Below are 17,801 nucleotides of genomic sequence, written 5' to 3' on the forward strand. Positions count from 1 at the left end.
TTTTTAGACTCGTTGGACGGGTAGCCGGACATTATAGCCACGTAGGTCGGATTAGCCGCGTAGCGGCGTAATCCGACAACATTGTTGGCGTTACAGGGCTGTCGGATCAGGCCGCAAACCGTAACCCGGCACATTGTTGGCGTCAGCGGTGTTGTCGGATTACGGCCCCCTCGGGGCCTAATCCGACCTACGGTCCGCGTGTGCAGACAGTGGGCTGATCGCGCTCAGATCGCCAGCAGCTCGCGCGCATGCTTGCGCGTAGTGGCGGTAATTTCCAGGCCGCCAAGCATGCGGGCTACTTCTTCGATGCGGGCCTTGTGGTCGAGCATGTCGATGCGCGAGGCGGTCTTGCCGTTGTCGAGCGTGCTTTTGGCCACCTGGAAATGCTGGTTGGCCTGGCTGGCCACCTGCGGCAAATGGGTCACGCACAATACCTGGCGGCCCTGCCCCAGGCGCTTGAGCAAACGCCCCACTACCTCGGCCACGCCGCCGCCGATGCCGCTGTCGACCTCGTCAAAGATCAGCGTCGGGGTGGTGGTGGCGTGCGAGGTAATCACGGAAATGGCCAGCGCAATGCGCGCCAGCTCGCCGCCGGACGCTACTTTCGCCAGCGGCTTGGGCGCCGTGCCGGCGTGGCCGGCCACCAGGAACTCGACCTGCTCCAGGCCATGCGCGGACGGCTCGCACGGGTTCAGGGCAATTTCAAAGCTGCCGCCCGTCATGCTCAGTTCCTGCATGGCGCGCGTGACGGCCTGGCCCAGCTCCTGCGCAGCAACGCGGCGCGTGCCGGATAGGCGCCCGGCCACGCCGCGGTATTCCTCCTCGATCTTTTTCTCCTGGCGCAGCAGGCCTTCGATATCGCTGGCGTCGGCCAGGTGCTGCAGCTTTTCCGACAGCTTGGCGTGCTCGTCCGGCAGCTCTTCAGGCGCGACGCGGAACTTGCGCGCCGTGCTGTGCATCGCTTCCATGCGCGCGTCGAGCTGATGCAGGCGCTCAGGGTCCAGCTCGACCCTGTCCAGATAGTTATTCAATGCATAGACGGACTCCTGCAGCTGGATGCGCGACGACTCGATCAATTCGACTATCGGCTGCAATTCGGCATCGACCGACACCAGCTTGCCCAGTTTCTGGTTCAGCGTCGACAGCTGCGAAACGATGGGCTGGTCTTCCGACTCGGAAATCATCGCCAGCGCTTCCTGCGCGCCTTCGAGCAGGCTGGCCGCATGCGACAGGCGGCTGTGCTCGTTGGTAATCTCGGTCCATTCACCGGGCTTGGCGGCCAGCTTTTCCAGCTCGCCCACCTGCCACTCAAGCCGCTCTCGCTCGTACAGCACATTGGCGGCATTGGTTTCAAATTCTTCACGCTGGCGCACCAGTGCGCGCCAGCGCTTGTGCAGTTGCGCCACCTGGCGCGCATCGTGCTCGGCGCCCGCTTCACGGGCCGTGGCCTGGCCGTCAAGCAGGGCGCGCTGGGCCTCGCTTTTGAGCAGTGACTGGTGCGCGTGCTGGCCGTGAATATCGACCAGCATGTCGCCCAGTTCGCGCAGCTGGGCGGCAGTGGCGGGAATGCCGTTGATATAGGCCTTCGAGCGGCCGGCATTGTCGATCACGCGGCGCAGCAGCGCACCGCCGCCTTCGGTGGCAAATTCGTTGGCCGCCATCCACTGCTGCGCGACGTCGCTGACGGAAAAGTCGGCTGAAATGTCGGCCTTGGCGGCGCCTTCGCGCACCACGCTGGCGTCGCCGCGCCCGCCCAGCGCCAACGTCAGCGCGTCGATCAGGATCGACTTGCCGGCGCCCGTCTCGCCCGTGAGCACGCTGAAGCCGGCGGAAAATTCCAGTTCAATCGAATCGACAATCACAAAATCGCGGATGGACAGGGTATGGAGCATGGCGGTATCAGTTGGGCGGCAGGCCGCTGGTTGGCAAATAAGGGATAAGGGTTAATCAGGTAAGCTTGCCGTCACTTGACGGATACTCGTTCCAGTGCAGTTTTTCACGCAGCGTGTGGTAATAGCTCCAGCGCTGCGGGTGCAAAAAGGTGATCGCATGGGGCGAACGGCGGATCAGGATGCGGTCCTGCTGGGCCAGGCTGGCAAAGGTCTGCATGTCGAAATTGACGCTGATATCGCGCCCGCGCACGATCTCGACCACGATCTGGCTCGAGTCGGGCAGCACGATGGGCCGGTTCGACAGTGCATGTGGCGCAATTGGCACCAGCACGATGCCGCCCAGGGTCGGGTGCAGCAAGGGGCCGCCGGCCGACAGCGCATACGCGGTCGAACCGGTGGGCGTGGCAATGATCAGGCCGTCCGAGCGCTGGTTGTACATGAAATGGCCGTCCACATCGACGCGCAGCTCGGCCATGCCGGCGCCGGCGCCACGCGAGACCACCACGTCATTGACGGCCAAGCCCACATGGATGGACTTGCCATCGCGCAGCACGCTGCCTTCAAGCAAGGTACGGCGTTCGGCCTTGAAGCGACCGCTGAGAATTTCCGCCAGCACCGGCAGCATGCGTTCGAGCGGAATATCGGTCATGAACCCCAGACGGCCCTGGTTGATACCGATCAAGGGCACATCGTAAGGCGCCATCTGGCGCGCAATGCCCAGCATGGTGCCGTCGCCGCCCATTACGATGGCGCAGTCGGCAGCTTCGCCGATCTCGGCCGGCGTCATGGCCGGCACCCCAGGAAAGGTCAGGTGGGCCGCCGTTTCCGTTTCAAATACCACGGTGTGGCCCAAGTGATGCAGGAAGTCAATCAGGGTCTGGACAGGTTCGGCAATGCCATCGGTATTCTGGCGCACGGCCAGGGCAATGGTCTTGGCGCCTAGGTTGAACGGCTGGCCGGCAATGGATGAACTGGCAGCATAGTGATGGTCGTTATTCTCGACGGACATAAAAATCTCGGCAAATGAATTCGGTGGCAAATCACCCCTGGACTGACGCCATGCGCCTGCCTGCCCTACGCTGCAGCCATAAATACTGTATATATTCACAGTATAGTGCGACAGCTGCGGACCTGCAAGGGTGTTCATGAAAACTTGCATGCCAGTGTAATCGTGCAAGCCGGACAGGAATAGCAGAAAAATGTGCGCCATGCGTGCGCCAGCGCCCACTGCTTTCCGAAATCCGCTTGCCCGCCACGCCAGCGAGCGTAACACTCAACGCTGTCAACCACCATTTCAGGAGGTCACATGAACCAGCCCAATCCCAACCAGAGCGACGGCAAGACCAGCACCCAACCGAGTGAGCAAAGCACCGAGCGGCGCATCAATACCGATGAAAAAGTGAAAAACGACGGTGTCGATCGCCTGCCCCATGAACGCGACGAGTCGCCCGACGCCCAGCACACCAAGCCGCGTGACATCATGAAACAGGCCGCCAGCGATATCGAGCAGGGCCTGGTCGATACCGACCTGCGCAATACGCCCGGGGTGGAAAAGGTCAAGCCTGCCGCGCCCGGCCAGGCGCGTCCCGATCCGGACCTGGAACCCAAAAAAGCCCGCTGACCTCTACCGGAGTCTTCCATGCTACAGCTCTTCCCACGCGCGCGAATGTCCGTGCTGGCCATCGCTGCGTTTGCAGTCGTGGCCGGCGGCGTTCAGGCGCAAACCATGCCGACCGGCTTTGGTCCGAAACCGGTACTGCCGGAGCCGAACAAGAAACTGATCCCGACCGTCCAGGTGGCGCCGGTGGCGCGCTGGACGGACGACGCACGCCCGGTGGCGGCGGCCGGCTTCGCCGTGCAGCCCTATGCGCGCGACCTTGACCATCCGCGCTGGATTTATGTGTTGCCTAATGGCGATGTACTGGTGGCCGAAACCAATGCGCCGCCCAAGCCCGAAGATGAAAAAGGCATCAAGGGCAAGATCATGAAAATGCAGATGAAAAAGGCCGGCGCCGTCACCCCGAGCGCCAACCGCATCACGCTGCTGCGCGGTCTGGACGCCACCGGCGCGCCGCAATCGCGCACCGTATTTCTGCAAGGCCTGAATTCGCCGTTTGGCATGGCGCTGGTCGGCAAGCACCTGTATATCGCCAATTCGGACGCGCTGGTACGTTTCCCGTATGAAGAAGGCCAGACCAATATCACCGCCCAAGGCACCAAGGTGATGGACCTGCCGGGCGGCCCGCTCAACCACCACTGGACCAAGAATGTGATTGCCAGCCCGGACGGCAAGTTTCTGTACGTGACGGTCGGCTCGAACAGCAACGTGGCTGAAAACGGCATGGCAGCCGAGGAAGGCCGCGCCGCCATCTGGCAATTCGACATTGCCAGCGGCAAGTCGCGCATCTTTGCCAGTGGCCTGCGCAACCCGAACGGCCTGGCCTGGCAGCCAACCAGCAAGGCGCTGTGGACGGCCGTCAACGAGCGCGATGAACTGGGTAACGACCTGGTGCCCGACTACATGACTTCGGTCAAGGATGGCGGCTTCTATGGCTGGCCTTACAGCTACTTTGGCCAGCACGTCGATGCGCGCGTCAAGCCGCCGCGCCCGGACTTGGTGGCCAAGGCGATCGCACCCGACTATGCACTGGGTGCACACACGGCTTCGCTGGGACTGGCGTTCTATGAAGGCAAGCTGTTCCCCGAGCGCTATCAGGGCGGCGCCTTTATCGGCCAGCACGGCTCGTGGAACCGCAAGCCCTTCAGCGGCTACAAGGTGATTTTCGTGCCGTTTGCCGATGGCATGCCGTCCGGCCCGCCACAGGATTTCCTCAGCGGCTTTCTCGATGGCAAAGGCAATGCCCAAGGGCGTCCGGTCGGCGTGGCGGTCGACAAGACCGGTGCGCTGCTGGTGGCCGATGACGTGGGCAACCTGATCTGGCGCGTGGCACCAAAACCGTAAGTACGGCACGCTGCGCCACACGCCCCCACGCCGCACAGTGTGACGCAGCGAACGGAAACAAGCGGGCTGGGCAGGCAACATGACAGTCCGAATCACGCGAGGAGCATACGATGAAAAAATCAGGATCTGCCGTCTGGAGTGGCGGCCTCAAGGATGGAAAAGGTTTTATCTCGACCGAAAGCACGGTACTGGACAATGTGCCCTATGGCTTCAATACCCGCTTTGAAGACGGCCCGGGCAGCAACCCGGAAGAGTTGATCGGCGCGGCCCATGCGGCCTGTTTCACGATGGCGTTGTCCGGCCAGCTCGGTGAAGCGGGCCTGCGCGCCACGGCCCTGAAAACCACGGCCGAAGTGAGCCTGGACAAGATCGACGGCAACTACGCCATCACTTCCGTGCACCTGACGCTGATTGCCACCATCCCCGGTGCGACCAATGAAGCGTTCCAGGAAGCGGCGCTGCGGGCCAAGCTCGGCTGCCCGGTCTCGAAACTGCTGGTGGCCAACATCACGCTTGAAGCGCATCTGGAATAAGCAACCACGCAAGGGGCCGTAGCGCCCCTTGCTGCACGATCGACGCAAAACGCCTAGAATCTTGCCATCGTTCACCTCACCACAGGATTTAGCATGCGAATTTTGCACACCATGTTGCGCGTCGGCGACCTGCAGCGCTCCATCGATTTCTACACCAAAGTGCTGGGCATGAAGTTGCTGCGCACCAGCGACAACCCGGAATACCAGTACACGCTGGCTTTTGTCGGCTACGGTTCCAATCCCGACCACGCCGAGCTGGAACTGACCTACAACTACGGCACCACCAGCTATGACCTGGGCAATGCCTACGGCCATATCGCCATCTCGACCGACGACATCGTGGCTGCCTGTGACGCGGCGCGCGCCAACGGCGGCAACGTCACGCGCGAACCGGGTCCGGTCAAGGGCGGCACCACCGTGATTGCCTTTATTACCGACCCGGACGGCTACAAGGTTGAACTGATCGAGCGCAAGTTCGACGGCGCCGGCAGCGGCCTGTAACCGTGATCAGGTTTGCCTGACGGCACCGGCAATTGCCGTGCGCAGCCAGGCAATACCGGCATCGCCCTCGGTGCGCTGATGGCGCACCAGCTCGAAAGCAAACGGGGCGATGGCAAACGGCGGCGCCTGCAGCGCCAGCCCCGGCATGCCGGGCTGCAAGGCACGCTGCGCCACCGTCAGCACCAGGTCCGTCCCCATCAACAAAGCAGGCGCTACCGTCCAGTGCGGCAGGCGTACGGCAATGCGGCGCGCCTTGCCCAGGGCCGCCAGCGCCGCATCGACTTCGGCTGCCATGCCGCCATCGTTAGACGCCACCAGCATGTGCGGGCGCGCCAGATAGGCGTCCAGCGTCAGCTGTGCGCCGGGCGCCAGCATGGCCGCATCAAATACACACATGAACTGTTCTTCAAACAGCGTCTCGCTGAGCAACTGCGCGGGACGCTGCGCAAACACGCCCAGCGCCAAGTCCAGTTCGCCATCCTGCAGGCCCGACAGCATGGCCGAGCGGCTGGCGTAGCTGACGGCCAGATCGATACCGGGCGCTTCCCGGCGCAAGCGCTGCAGCAGCTCGGGCAAGACCAGCGCCGCGCCATAGTCGGACATGGCCACGCGAAACGTGCGCTGACTGCTGCCGGCATCGAATACGGCGCCGCCGAGCACCGAGCGCACGCTTTGCAGGGCTTCGGCCAGCGGCTGCGCCAGCGCCAGCGCGCGCGCCGTCGGCTGGAAGCCTCCCTTGCCACGCAGCAGCAACGGGTCTTGCAGCAGATGACGCAAGCGGGCCAGTGCATGGCTGACCGCCGGCTGGCTCATGTGCAAGCGCCCGGCAGCGCGCGACAGATGGCGTTCGCGCAGCAAGGCATCGAGGATCACCAGCAGATTCAGGTCGACTGCGCGCAGACTATTCGTTTGGTGCATAGGTAAATGACAAAGTACGAATTGGTTATTATGCAAGCAGCATAATACGATGTCTTCATCAACTCAACAGATGGAGGCAATATGCAAGGATGGATGTTTGTACCGCTGGCCATGCTGGCCGGCAGCGTGGTGCCGTTGCAGGCCGGCGCCAACGCCGCACTGGGTCGCAATCTGGGCCACCCGCTGTGGGCCACCATGGCGTCGCTGGGCGTGAGCGCGGTGCTCGCGTCGCTGCTGATGCTGCTGATGCGCGTACCGGCGCCCGAAGTGGCACTGGCGCTGCGTGCGCCGGGCTGGACCTGGCTGGGCGGCGCCGCCGGCGTGTTTTACATCACCGCAGCGCTGCTGCTGGCGCCGCGCATGGGCTCCGGTCCGTTCATGGCGGCCGTGATCGGCGGCCAGATGCTGGCGGCGCTGGCGATCGACCGTTACGGCTGGCTGGGCTTTGCCAGCAAACATATCAGCCCGCTGCACTGGCTGGGCGCAGCGCTGGTGGTCGCTGGCGTGCTGGTCACGCAATGGGCGGCCAGCCGCGCCGCCTAAAAAAAACCCGGCACTGTCACCAGTGCCGGGTTTTCTGATCAATCACCGATTAGCGCTTAACGATCAAGCAGCGCATTGACCGGCACCAGATCGGTTTCCTTCAGGGTGCCGGCCGCCGCCTTCAGGCGCAGGCCGTTCATGATGGTGTCGTAGCGCGCTTTCGACAGATCTTTTTGCGTGCTGAACAGCTGTTTCTGCGCATTGAGTACATCGATATTGATGCGCACGCCTACCTGGTAGCCCAGCTGGTTCGATTCCAGCGCCGACTTGCTCGACACTTCCGCCGCTTCCAGCGCTTTGACTTGCGCCAGCCCGCTGTTGACGCCCAGGAAAGCCTGGCGCGCGCCTTGCGAGGCGTTGCGGCGTGCCGACTCCAGATCGTTGCGGGCCTTGTTTTCCAGCGCGATCGACTCGCGTACCTTGCTGGTGACGGCAAAGCCGCTGAAGATCGGCACGCTCCACTGCACGCCGATGGCGTTGTTGTTATTGCCGTTGCCAGTGCCGCCGCCCGAGCTGTAGGTGCGGCCGGTATTGGCGATCAGGTCGAGCGTCGGGTAATGGCCGGCGCGGTTGCGGCCGATATCGCGCTTGGCCGACTCGACATTGAACTGCGCCGTCACCACGCTGAAGTTCTGTTCTTCGGCCGAGCTGACCCACGGCTCGATGGCAGCCGGCTCCGGTGCGCTGATGGTCACGCCGGTGCGCATCGGCGACAGCGTCGTCGGCGCTTCGCCGATAATGGTTTGCAGTGCGCTGCGCTTGTTGGCCAGGTCGTTAATCGCGGCAAACTCCTGCGCCACGACCAGATCATAGGCGGCCTGGGCTTCATGGGTGTCGGTAATGGTCTGCGTGCCGACCTCGAAGTTGCGCTTGGCCGACGCCAGCTGCTCGGTGGTGGCGGCTTTTTGCGAACGGGTGGCGCCCAGGTTGTCTTCGGCGCTCAGCACGTCGAAATAGGCCTGCGCCACGCGCGTGATCAGGTCTTGCTGCACCTGCGCAAACTGCGCTTCGGCAATTGCCTGCGCCAGCTTGCTTTGCTGATAGGTTTCCCAGCGATCCCAGCGGAACAGCGGCTGCGACAGCGTCAGGTTATAACTGTTGGTGCGCACATGCACCGACGGCGAGGTGATCTTGTTGCCGCCCTGGTTCTGGATAATCTGCTCGGTATTGCCAACGGTATTGCTGCCGGACGCCGCAATTTGCGGCAGCAAGCCAGCCATGCCCTGCGGAACCCGCTCCATCCCGGCTGCCAGCGCCGCACGCGCACTGGCGTATTGCGCATCATTGGCCAGCGCCTGCTGGTACACCTGGATGAGATCGGCCGCCTGTGCCTGCGCGCATGTCATCGACAGGCAGGCGCTGGTCATCAGGGCGGCGATAAGGGTTTTGCGCATTGCATTTCTCCGTGGGAGTCATCTAATTATGGTTGGAATAAACATCTGCTGCCGCCTGCAGGATGCAAGCCTCCACAGGCAAGCACAAACTTTGCCTGGGAGTAATGCTAAAACATAAAACCTAGTATTTGGGCATGCTGCCGTCAACCTGCAGCGCCCAGGCGTGGACCCCGCCTGTCAAATTGCTGACCTTGCCAAAACCATGGTGTTCCAGAAACGCCGCCACCTGCAGGCTGCGCGCTCCATGGTGGCAGATGCAGACGATCTCGGCGTCTTCGTCCAGATCGTCGATGCGCCCCGGGATGGATTGCATCGGCATCAGGGTGGCGCCCTCGATGCGGCAGGTGTCGAACTCCCACGGCTCGCGCACATCGAGCAGCAAGGGGCGCGGACGGCTTTCGTCAGCGAGCCAGGTGGCCAGCTGGGGTGCGCTCAGATGCTCCATTGCCGTCCTGCCTTAGAACTGGAAGTGCGACGGCGCAACCGCTTGCAGCGGCGCCACATTGGTTTCAAACAGCTTGCGCGTATCGAAACCCTTGTCCGAGCTGCGCGTGATCAGGTGCGCCGACATGATCGGCGCTTCGCCGATAATGGCCAGGATGCGTCCGCCCACTTTCACTTGCGCCAGCAGCGCTTCCGGCGGCACCGAAAGTGCACCGGACACCACGATCACGTCGTATGGCGCACCCTTGCTCCAGCCTTGCGCGCCGTCGCCCAGTTCCACCGTGACATTGGTGACACCATTGGCGGCCAGGTTCTGCTCCGCCTGGGTTTTAATCTGTGGCACGATTTCCACGGTCGTCACGTGGCGCGCCTTGTGCGCCAGCAATGCCGCCATGTAGCCGCTACCGGTACCGATTTCCAGCACGTTCTCGTGTTTCTTTGGCGCAACGTCTTGCAGGATGCGCGCTTCCAGCTTGGGCGTAAACATTGCTTCGCCGGCGCCCAGCGGAATTTCGGTGTCCACGAAAGCCAGGTTTTTATAGGCAGCGGGAACAAAATCCTCGCGCTTGACCACATTTAACAACTCCAGCACGTCGATATCCAGTACGTCCCATGGACGGATCTGCTGTTCGATCATATTGAAGCGGGCTTGTTCGATATTCATCTTTGGACTCGGTCAGTGAAGTAATAATCCGCCATTTTATCGTTGAACTGGTTTGATGCCCATGTTAACGATAAACGGAGGCGGTGGAGGGATTTTGCGACGATCTGCAGATTTCGGGGGGTGAACCTTGGAAAAGCGGCAACTGGACGGTAAGCGCGCCGCTTACGGGCCCGGCGGATGCAGCAGCAAGCCACGCAAGCTCATGTCGACCAGCGTATCGAGATAGGCCAGCGGGTCGAGATCCTTGACCTCGCACGGCAGCATGGAGTGCGTCCACAGCATCAGCATGTTCATCGGCGCGCACAAAATGGCGCTGACCAGCACCGGGTCGACCTGGCGAAACTCGCCGCGCCGGATGCCGCGCTCGACCAGGCTGGCCATAAAGGCACTGCCGCGCGTAACCACCTCGTCGTTGTAGAACTGCGCCAGTTCGGGAAAATTATTCGATTCGGCCATCATCAGCTTGGCCAGGCCGCCAACCTTGGTGGCGCCAACTTCCTGCCACCACTGCATCATCATGCTGCGCAACAGGTCGCTGGTGCTGTCTTCCGACGCCGCCAGGCTGATCTCGGCCTCGCCGATCGACTGCACGATGCTGTCGCGCACCACCGCCTTGAACAGCTCCTGCTTGTTTTCAAAATACAGGTACAGCGTGCCCTTGGACACGCCGGCGCGCTTGGCCACGTCTTCGAGGCGCGTGGCGGCAAAGCCACGTTCGACAAACAGATCGAGCGCGGCGGCCAGCAACTCCTGCGGACGAGCATCCTTGCGCCGCTCCCAGCGCGGCTTGGTATCAATCGGGGCTTGCATGAGTCTTCCAGATAACTTACTTTCAAGTCATTAATGGTAGTCGTGTATACAAGTGGGGTCAAGGCTGGTGTGGCCGAATGCCACATGCGCTGCATCGAAACTGCCCGAGATTGCCTGTGATCACACTCCCGGCAGCACCAGTCAGCCAGGTGGCCGGGCCGGGAGCAGCCGCGATGCGTAGGCAGCAAGCTTGGTCATTTCGCTGAGCGTCACGCCATCGCGCACATGGATCGACATGCCTTCCAACAAGGTGTTGAGCACGGCCGCCAGCGACTTGACATCGGTCCTGGCCGGTAGCTGACCGTCCTTGATGCCTTTTTTCAGGCGCTTGCTGAAGTGTGCGATCCCCTCCTGGCGCAGCGCCTTGACCGCATCGAACACTTCCACCGACTCTGCCGAGACATTGATGGCGGCCAGTACCACCAGGCAGCCGCAGGGCACCTGTGGCGACAGCAGGATCTCGCCCGACTCCTTGAAGAAGCGGTCGATTGCGCGATGCACATCAGGCTCCTCAGCCATGCGCGCCCAGGGCGCATCCCAGTAGGTGCGCTCATAGAAGTCGACCGCTTCCAGAAACAACTTGGCCTTGTTGCCGAATGCGGCGTACAAACTGGGCGGATTGATGCCCATGGTCGAACACAGTTCCGCCAGCGATGCCGGCTCGTAGCCCCTGCGCCAGAATACATCGAGCGCCCGCACCAGGGCTTCGGCGCGGTCAAAGCCACGCGGCCGGCCCTTGATTTTTACGCTGGACGGAAGATTTTCAGTGCTGGACATCGCGGTTACCACCTGTATTGAATCGGTTACATGAAACACTGCGTCATCGAGTATACCGGCCATTGACCGCCCGCGGCAATGCAAACAGGCCGCCAGGGCATGCGCCCGGGCGGCCTGCAATGCGCTGCGCGAGCTTACCAGTCCTGGCGCGTCGGCGAGATGATCAGGTCATTGACCGTGACATTGGCCGGCTGGTCCAGTGCATACACCACGGCGCGGCCGATATCGTCGGGAGCAATCGCTATCTTGTTGAGCTCTTGGGCTGCCTTGCGTCCTGCCGGGTCGGTGACCTTGTCGGCCCATCCTGTGTTGATCACGCCAGGGCTGATGGTGTTGACACGAATGCCATGCTGGACGCCAAGCTCCTTGCGCATCGATTCAGTCATTGCCTGCACAAAAAATTTCGTTGCGCTGTACACGCCTGCGGCAGGTCCAACCTGGTGGCCGGCAACCGAATCCATATTCAAGATCTGGCCCGACTTTTGCGCCAGCATGAATGGCAGCACGGCGGCAATCGCGTTCAGATAGCCCTTGATATTCACATTGATCATTTTTTCCCAGTCATCGACAGCCAGATCGATCCAGCTGGAGAACAGCATCAGGCCGGCGTTGTTGACGAGAATGTCGATGGCGCCAAAATGGTCCATCGCCGATTGCGCCAGCGCCTTCATTTGGGCCGCACTGGTGACGTCGCACACGATGCCGATGGCTTGCCCGCCGGCCGCCGTCAATTCGGCGACGATGGCGTCCAGGCCTTGCTGGTCACGCGCAGCGAGCACGATTTTCGCGCCCTGCGCGGCCAGCGCGCGCGCCGAAGCGGCGCCGATACCCGACGAAGCGCCGGTAATGATGACAGTCTTGTTATGCAGATGGCTCATATTATTTCCTTTGGATTCAATGCCCGGCATCTGCCGGGCGACGGTGGTTGAATGTGCGGTACTGACTGGCTCAGATGGCAGCCGTTGGCCAGTCGGTGTAGCCGTTGGCGCCGCCGCCGTAGTAAGACTCACGCGGCGCGATGGTCAGTTCGGCGCCGCTGCGCAGCCGTTGCACCAGGTCCGGATTGGAAATGAACAGGCGCCCGAAAGCGACGGCGTCGATCTTGCCCTGCGCACGGCGCTGTACCGCCAGCTCCAGGTCATAGTTGTTGTTGCCGATGAAAGGGCCGGTGAACTGCGCGCTCAGGGCATCGAGGTCAATACCGTCGGGTACCGTGCGCGAGGTTGCCGTGGCCCCTTCGACAAAGTGCAGATACGCCAGCTTGAAACGATTCAGCTCATTGATCAGGTGGCCGTACATGGCCATCACGTTGCTGTCGGGCGGCGTATTGCCTGCGTCCGGCGTGACTGGCGAGAGGCGAATGCCGACCCGGTCGCTGCCCCAGATATCGACGATGGCCTGGGTCACCTCCAGCGTCAGGCGGGCGCGGTTCTCGATCGAGCCGCCGTACCGGTCGCTGCGATGATTGGTGGAATCGCGCAAGAATTGATCAAGCAGATAGCTGTTAGCCGAGTGCACTTCCACGCCATCGAATCCGGCCCGCAGCGCATTGCGCGCTGCAAGCTTGTACTGCTCGATGATGCCGGCAATTTCACCGGTTTCCAGCGCGCGCGGCATCGATACCGGCACAAAACCTTCGGTAGTGTAAGTGTTGCCTTCTGCCTGGATGGCGGACGGCGCCACCGGCGCTGCGCCATCGGGCTGCAGGGCCACGCTGGAAAAGCGCCCCACGTGCCACAGCTGGCTGACGATCTTGCCGCCAGCGGCGTGCACGGCGTCCGTCACCTTTTTCCAGCCGGCCACTTGCGCCTCGCTCCAGATACCGGGCGTGGCGGCATAGCCGCGTCCCTGCGGCGAAATATTGGTGGCTTCGGCCACGATCAGGCCGGCGCTGGCGCGCTGGGCATAGTACAGCGCATGCATCTCGTCGGGGATGCCTTCTTCGCTGTAGCGGCTGCGCGTGACTGGCGCCATGACGATGCGGTTGGCCAGTTCGATGGCGCCCATCGTGACGGGAGAAAATAAATCGGTACGGCTGGCGTTGTCTTTCATGTGGTTTCCTTTTTTGACCAGTTCAGGTCACTGGCAAACGTGGCCCGCTTGCGCCGGCATGGTTTGCGTTGAATCGGATTGTTTGACATTTTCTGTATCAATCACTATATAATACACATATTCCGTAGTACTTGCTACAGAATAATCCCAAAAGCTGGCATCGCAGGCGCCGGCCATTCAACCAAACAGAAGGAGCAACACCATGTCCAAACCCAGCTACGTACATGATTACAACGCTATCGCCGACGTCATCAACCAGTACAACGAAGGTGGCAAGCAAGCCGACAGCAGCATCATGAAACCGGCATTCAGCGAACAGGCAACCATCTTCGGCGTGACCGCAGAAGGTCAATTGACGGGCGGTGCAATCCAGGGTCTGTTCGACACCATCGACACCGCCTTTCGTCCTTCACCAGAAGCGCGTGCCGTGATTGCCCGCATCGACATCGCCGGTACGGCCGCCAGCGCCCGCATCGACACCAACGACATCTCCGGCTTCTGCTTCACCGACTTCTTCAACCTGCTCAAAGTGGACGGCAAGTGGATCGTGGTAAGCAAGATCTATCACACGCATGCGGCAGCCTGATTGCCCCGCACTTGCCCGCCCACTTACTCACAAGGATCTATCATGAACAGCAATATCAAGGCAGTACCGACCAGCCAGTACGACGCCGTCATCGCCGTCGCCCAGCAATATGTGGATGGCTTGCGTGCCGGCAGCAGCGAAGGCGTGGCGCAAGCCTTTCATCGCGATGCCGTCATGTACGGCTTTACCAACGGTGAACTGCTCGGTGGCCCGATCAGCAACTTGTTTGATTTCATCAACACCAATGGCAAGGCGCCGGACATCACGACCCGACTCGATGTGCTGGCCATCACGCCAACGACTGCCGTAGTGCGCGTGGACATGGAAAAAGACGCCATCGGCGCAAACTACAACGACTACCTGACGCTGATCAGGCTTGCCGACGGCTGGAAAGTCATCGCCAAGGTCTATCACCAGTTCGCAGCCTGAACGCTCACCCGCTACAGGAGTCAAGCATGGCAACAGTCGACTATTGCGCCCTTGTCGGGCATGCGCCAGACGAGGTCTGGAAGGTATTGAAACAATTCGGCCAGATCAGCGCATGGCATCCGGCAATCATTCACAGCCGCATCGAAGGCGAGCTGCCGGATGGCATGGTCGGTTGCGTGCGCCACCTGACGCTGGAGAACGGCGCCATCCTGCGCGAAAAACTGCTGTCGGTCGATGACAGCGAACGCCGGCTGTCTTACCGTTTTGAAGAATCGCCGCTTCCGGTGGATAACTATGTGGCGACCATCCGCCTGACGCCAGTCAGCGGCGAGGCCAGGACGCTGATCGCCTGGAACGCCACGTTCGATCTGCGCGAACCCGATCCGCAGCAACAGCAATCGGCGGCGATACAGGCCCTGATTGTCGGTGGACACGCCAGCCTGGCGTCTTATCTGGCCGGCAACGCGCAGCATTGAAACGGCATCAGTGAAGCGGTGCAGGCTTGCCATCCCACGTTGAACCTTGGGCAAGCCTGACACCGACCTTCAGGCGTGCACGATTGCCGCCTGCGGTTGTGGCGGCAACAACGCCTCTTTTTCCCAGCGGGCAATGACCAGCGGTGCAATCGCATTGCCAAGTACATTGAGGGTGGTGGTGCCGCTGTCGATAATGCGGAAAATACCGGCAATCAGCGCTACGCCTTCCAGCGGCAGGCCCGCAGAAGCAAGCGTGGCAGACAGAATGATGATGGCAAAACCGGGCACGCCTGCCGCGCCTTTTGATGTCAGCACCATGGTGATCACCAGCATCGCCTGTTGCGTGAGCGACAGATCGATGGCATAAAGCTGCGCGATGAAAATGGTCGCCACACCCAGGAAGATCGCGGCCCCGTCCAGATTGAAGGCATAGCCGACCGGAACGACAAAGCTGACAATGCGCCGTGGTACGCCATACGCTTCCAGCTTTTGCATCAGCTGCGGCATCACGGCAGCCGACGCCGCCGTTGAAAACGCCAGCAACAGTTCATGCTTGAAGTAGCGGATCAGCCTGAAAACATTCTCGCCGATCAGGTAGCAGATGCCGCCCAGGATCACCAGCGCAAACAGCAGCAGCGCCAGATAGACCACGCCAATCAGTTTGAGCAGCGGCAGCAGCGAAGCAAAACCGAAACTGCACACGGTGGCGCCGATCATGCCAAATACGCCGATCGGCGAATAGGCCATGACGATGCGCACCACCTTGAACATGGTATCGAGTATGCCTTGCAGCACAGCCAGCACTGGCGCACTTTTTTCACGTGGCAGCGAATTGAGGGACAAGCCGAACAGCACGGCAAAAAACAGGATGGACAGCAGTTTGCCTTCTGACAGGGCCACGAAGATATTGTCAGGGACAATGTTTTGCACAATCAGCAGTGCCCCCTTGGGCGGTGCCATGGTGACGGTCGCAGCGCCATGGACCATGCCCGAAATATCGGTGCCCGTGCCGGGCTCGAACAAATTGGCCAGCAACAAGCCGAAGACAATGGCCAGGCTGGTGATGGCGAAAAAATAGCCGATCGACTTCATGCCCATGCGGCCGAACGATTTGTTATCCCCACCGGCGATACCAAGCACCATGCAGCAAAATACCAGTGGCACCACCACCATTTTCATCATCTTGATAAAGATATCGCCCAGCGGCTTGAGCACTTGCGTGCTGGCCCACTCCTGGTGCAAGGGATGCGTGTTGAAATACCAGCCCGCCAGCACGCCGAGCGCCAGCCCGATGGCGATTTGTGCAACCAAAGAAATCCGTTTCATGCCTGTCCCCGTTTTTATTTATGGCAGCAGGACACGGGGCGAAACCCGTGCCACCGGTCTTACTTGGCGAACAGCTGATCGATGTTCTGGAAAGCCTTGAATTCCAGCGCGTTACCGCAGGGATCAAACAGGAACATGGTGGCCTGCTCGCCAACCTGGCCCTTGAAGCGAATATAGGGCTCGATGACAAACCTGGTGCCGAAGCTTTTCAGGCGCTCGGCCAGTGCCTCCCATTCGCTCCAGCCCAGCACCACGCCGAAGTGCGGTACTGGCACGTCATGGCCGTCGACCGGGTTCGAATGCACGTGTTCCTGCGAGGCTGTCTTCGGATGCTCATGGATCACCAGCTGGTGGCCAAAGAAGTTGTAGTCGACCCATTGCGTGCTGGAGCGTCCTTCCTCAAGGCCGAAAACATCGCTGTAGAAGCGGCGTGCCAGCGGCAGGTCATAGACGGGGATGGCAAGGTGAAATGGTGAAAGGCTCATGCGAAAGTCTCCTGTTGGTGTGAGATAAATGATGGGTGGCGACGCTTTTTAAGAAAGTCAATGTCGCCACTCAAGTATTGTAGAATCTCGAAATGAAAAAAATAATCAATATATTTTTTCCTTAAACACAAAAAGAATTGATCAATGATACGAGAACTCAAAACCCTGGTGTCGGTCGCGCGTGAAGGCACATTTGCTGCTGCGGGCGACAAGATCGGCCTGACGCAGGCGGCCGTCAGCGCGCAAATGCAGCGTCTGCAGCAAGAGCTGGGCTTGTCATTGTTCGACCGTGCGGGCCGCTCTGCCCGGCTCAACAAGATGGGTCACCAGATACTGGAGCAGACCCAGGAGTTATTGCGCCTGTACGACAATCTGGGCTCGGCAAGCGCCGGCATGCCGGCCGCCAAAGTGACCATCGGCGCGATTGCCTCGGTCCAGCGCTCGTTCCTGCCGGACGCCCTGGCCACGCTGCACCAGCGTCTGCCCGAGTGCCGCACCCGCGTGCTGCCCGGCCTGTCGATGGAGCTGCTCAATATGGTCGATGCCGGCGAGATCGACATGGCCGTGATCATCCGCCCGCCTTTTGCGCTGCAAAGCGACCTGCGCTGGACGACACTGGCACGCGAACCGTTTCGCCTGATCGTGCCACGCGACGTGCCTGGCGATGATTGGGTGCAATTATTGTCGCAGCAGCCTTTTGTGCGCTATGACCGGGCCTCGTTCGGCGGACGCCAGGTCGACCGCTTCCTGCGAAAAATGCATTTATCCTTGCGCGAAGTGTGCGAAGTCGACGAGCTTGACGCCATCGTCAAGCTGGTAGCCAACCGCGTCGGCATCGCCTTGCTGCCGCAGACTGCAGCCCACCAGCACTGGCCGGCCGTCGTGCGCGTTGTCGACCTGGGAGCGCACACGTTTCATCGTGATATCGGGCTGGTCCATCGCGCACAAACAACGCTGAGCGCCCCTGCGCGCATGCTGCAGGAGCTGATGCTGAAGCACGTTTGAAGGG

The 17,801-nt window shown here is 61.2% G+C and carries 21 protein-coding genes; 9 read left to right on the forward strand and 12 right to left on the reverse strand.

Annotated elements, in window-relative coordinates; all coding sequences use genetic code 11:
- Positions 1-224: 224 nt before the first annotated feature.
- Complete coding sequence (recN, locus tag GCM43_RS06825) at positions 225-1,892, reverse strand: DNA repair protein RecN (protein WP_152242765.1); 1,668 nt, start codon at positions 1,890-1,892, stop codon at positions 225-227.
- Positions 1,893-1,947: 55 nt separating this feature from the next.
- Positions 1,948-2,901 (reverse strand): NAD kinase, encoded by a 954-nt coding sequence (locus GCM43_RS06830; RefSeq protein WP_152242766.1) that lies wholly within the window; start codon positions 2,899-2,901, stop codon positions 1,948-1,950.
- Positions 2,902-3,198: 297 nt separating this feature from the next.
- Here GCM43_RS06830 and GCM43_RS06835 point away from each other — a divergent pair, with 297 nt between their 5' ends.
- The 4 genes from GCM43_RS06835 to gloA all read left to right on the forward strand — a co-directional run bounded on the left by GCM43_RS06835 (position 3,199) and on the right by gloA (position 5,888).
- The gene (locus GCM43_RS06835) at positions 3,199-3,513 is read left to right on the forward strand and encodes a hypothetical protein (RefSeq protein ID WP_226929364.1); all 315 of its coding nucleotides are present in this window, start codon (positions 3,199-3,201) and stop codon (positions 3,511-3,513) included.
- Positions 3,514-3,531: 18 nt separating this feature from the next.
- Positions 3,532-4,854, forward strand: coding sequence for a PQQ-dependent sugar dehydrogenase (locus GCM43_RS06840; protein ID WP_413770932.1), 1,323 nt, complete (start codon positions 3,532-3,534; stop codon positions 4,852-4,854).
- Positions 4,855-4,964: 110 nt separating this feature from the next.
- Positions 4,965-5,387: an OsmC family protein gene (locus GCM43_RS06845; RefSeq protein ID WP_152242767.1), complete on the forward strand. Its 423-nt coding sequence runs from the start codon at positions 4,965-4,967 to the stop codon at positions 5,385-5,387.
- 93 nt (positions 5,388-5,480) lie between these two features.
- Complete coding sequence (gene gloA, locus GCM43_RS06850) at positions 5,481-5,888, forward strand: lactoylglutathione lyase (RefSeq protein ID WP_152242768.1); 408 nt, start codon at positions 5,481-5,483, stop codon at positions 5,886-5,888.
- Between the two features lie 6 nt (positions 5,889-5,894).
- Here the strand turns inward: gloA and GCM43_RS06855 are convergent, their stop codons facing one another.
- Positions 5,895-6,806, reverse strand: a complete 912-nt coding sequence (locus GCM43_RS06855; RefSeq protein ID WP_152242769.1) for a LysR substrate-binding domain-containing protein — start codon at positions 6,804-6,806, stop codon at positions 5,895-5,897.
- Between the two features lie 81 nt (positions 6,807-6,887).
- Between GCM43_RS06855 and GCM43_RS06860 the strand changes: the two genes are divergently transcribed.
- The gene (locus tag GCM43_RS06860; RefSeq protein WP_152242770.1) at positions 6,888-7,349 is read left to right on the forward strand and encodes a DMT family transporter; all 462 of its coding nucleotides are present in this window, start codon (positions 6,888-6,890) and stop codon (positions 7,347-7,349) included.
- Between the two features lie 56 nt (positions 7,350-7,405).
- On the opposite strand, the gene GCM43_RS06865 is transcribed toward GCM43_RS06860, so the two are convergent.
- The 7 genes from GCM43_RS06865 to GCM43_RS06895 all read right to left on the reverse strand — a co-directional run bounded on the left by GCM43_RS06865 (position 7,406) and on the right by GCM43_RS06895 (position 13,490).
- Entirely contained in the window at positions 7,406-8,743 is a 1,338-nt protein-coding gene (locus GCM43_RS06865; RefSeq protein WP_152242771.1) for a TolC family outer membrane protein, read from the reverse strand.
- Positions 8,744-8,864: 121 nt separating this feature from the next.
- A complete protein-coding gene (locus tag GCM43_RS06870; protein WP_152242772.1) occupies positions 8,865-9,188 on the reverse strand; it encodes a rhodanese-like domain-containing protein in 324 nt (107 codons plus the stop codon).
- A 12-nt stretch (positions 9,189-9,200) separates the two neighbouring features.
- Positions 9,201-9,851: a protein-L-isoaspartate O-methyltransferase family protein gene (locus GCM43_RS06875; protein WP_152242773.1), complete on the reverse strand. Its 651-nt coding sequence runs from the start codon at positions 9,849-9,851 to the stop codon at positions 9,201-9,203.
- A gap of 162 nt (positions 9,852-10,013) precedes the next feature.
- Positions 10,014-10,661 carry a TetR/AcrR family transcriptional regulator gene (locus GCM43_RS06880; protein ID WP_152242774.1) on the reverse strand — a complete coding sequence of 216 codons (648 nt, stop codon included), beginning with the start codon at positions 10,659-10,661 and terminating at the stop codon, positions 10,014-10,016.
- A 141-nt stretch (positions 10,662-10,802) separates the two neighbouring features.
- A complete protein-coding gene (locus GCM43_RS06885) occupies positions 10,803-11,438 on the reverse strand; it encodes a TetR/AcrR family transcriptional regulator (RefSeq protein WP_152242775.1) in 636 nt (211 codons plus the stop codon).
- A gap of 134 nt (positions 11,439-11,572) precedes the next feature.
- Positions 11,573-12,316, reverse strand: a complete 744-nt coding sequence (locus GCM43_RS06890) for an SDR family oxidoreductase (RefSeq protein WP_152242776.1) — start codon at positions 12,314-12,316, stop codon at positions 11,573-11,575.
- Positions 12,317-12,386: 70 nt separating this feature from the next.
- Complete coding sequence (locus tag GCM43_RS06895) at positions 12,387-13,490, reverse strand: alkene reductase (protein WP_152242777.1); 1,104 nt, start codon at positions 13,488-13,490, stop codon at positions 12,387-12,389.
- 202 nt (positions 13,491-13,692) lie between these two features.
- On the opposite strand from GCM43_RS06895, the gene GCM43_RS06900 reads away from it, so the two are divergent.
- Genes GCM43_RS06900 through GCM43_RS06910 form a run of 3 tightly spaced genes read left to right on the forward strand, consistent with a single transcriptional unit; the run spans position 13,693 to position 14,981 of the window.
- Positions 13,693-14,076, forward strand: coding sequence for a nuclear transport factor 2 family protein (locus GCM43_RS06900; RefSeq protein WP_152242778.1), 384 nt, complete (start codon positions 13,693-13,695; stop codon positions 14,074-14,076).
- Positions 14,077-14,118: 42 nt separating this feature from the next.
- Positions 14,119-14,505, forward strand: a complete 387-nt coding sequence (locus tag GCM43_RS06905; protein ID WP_152242779.1) for a nuclear transport factor 2 family protein — start codon at positions 14,119-14,121, stop codon at positions 14,503-14,505.
- A 26-nt stretch (positions 14,506-14,531) separates the two neighbouring features.
- A complete protein-coding gene (locus tag GCM43_RS06910) occupies positions 14,532-14,981 on the forward strand; it encodes an SRPBCC family protein (protein ID WP_152242780.1) in 450 nt (149 codons plus the stop codon).
- 69 nt (positions 14,982-15,050) lie between these two features.
- On the opposite strand, the gene GCM43_RS06915 is transcribed toward GCM43_RS06910, so the two are convergent.
- A complete protein-coding gene (locus GCM43_RS06915) occupies positions 15,051-16,307 on the reverse strand; it encodes a cation:dicarboxylate symporter family transporter (RefSeq protein ID WP_152242781.1) in 1,257 nt (418 codons plus the stop codon).
- Positions 16,308-16,366: 59 nt separating this feature from the next.
- Positions 16,367-16,792: a VOC family protein gene (locus GCM43_RS06920; protein WP_152242782.1), complete on the reverse strand. Its 426-nt coding sequence runs from the start codon at positions 16,790-16,792 to the stop codon at positions 16,367-16,369.
- Positions 16,793-16,936: 144 nt separating this feature from the next.
- Between GCM43_RS06920 and GCM43_RS06925 the strand changes: the two genes are divergently transcribed.
- Positions 16,937-17,797: a LysR family transcriptional regulator gene (locus GCM43_RS06925; RefSeq protein WP_152242783.1), complete on the forward strand. Its 861-nt coding sequence runs from the start codon at positions 16,937-16,939 to the stop codon at positions 17,795-17,797.
- Positions 17,798-17,801 lie beyond the last annotated feature (4 nt).

The sequence above is a fragment of the Janthinobacterium aquaticum genome (assembly GCF_009208565.1).
Classification (GTDB): Bacteria; Pseudomonadota; Gammaproteobacteria; order Burkholderiales; family Burkholderiaceae_D; genus Janthinobacterium.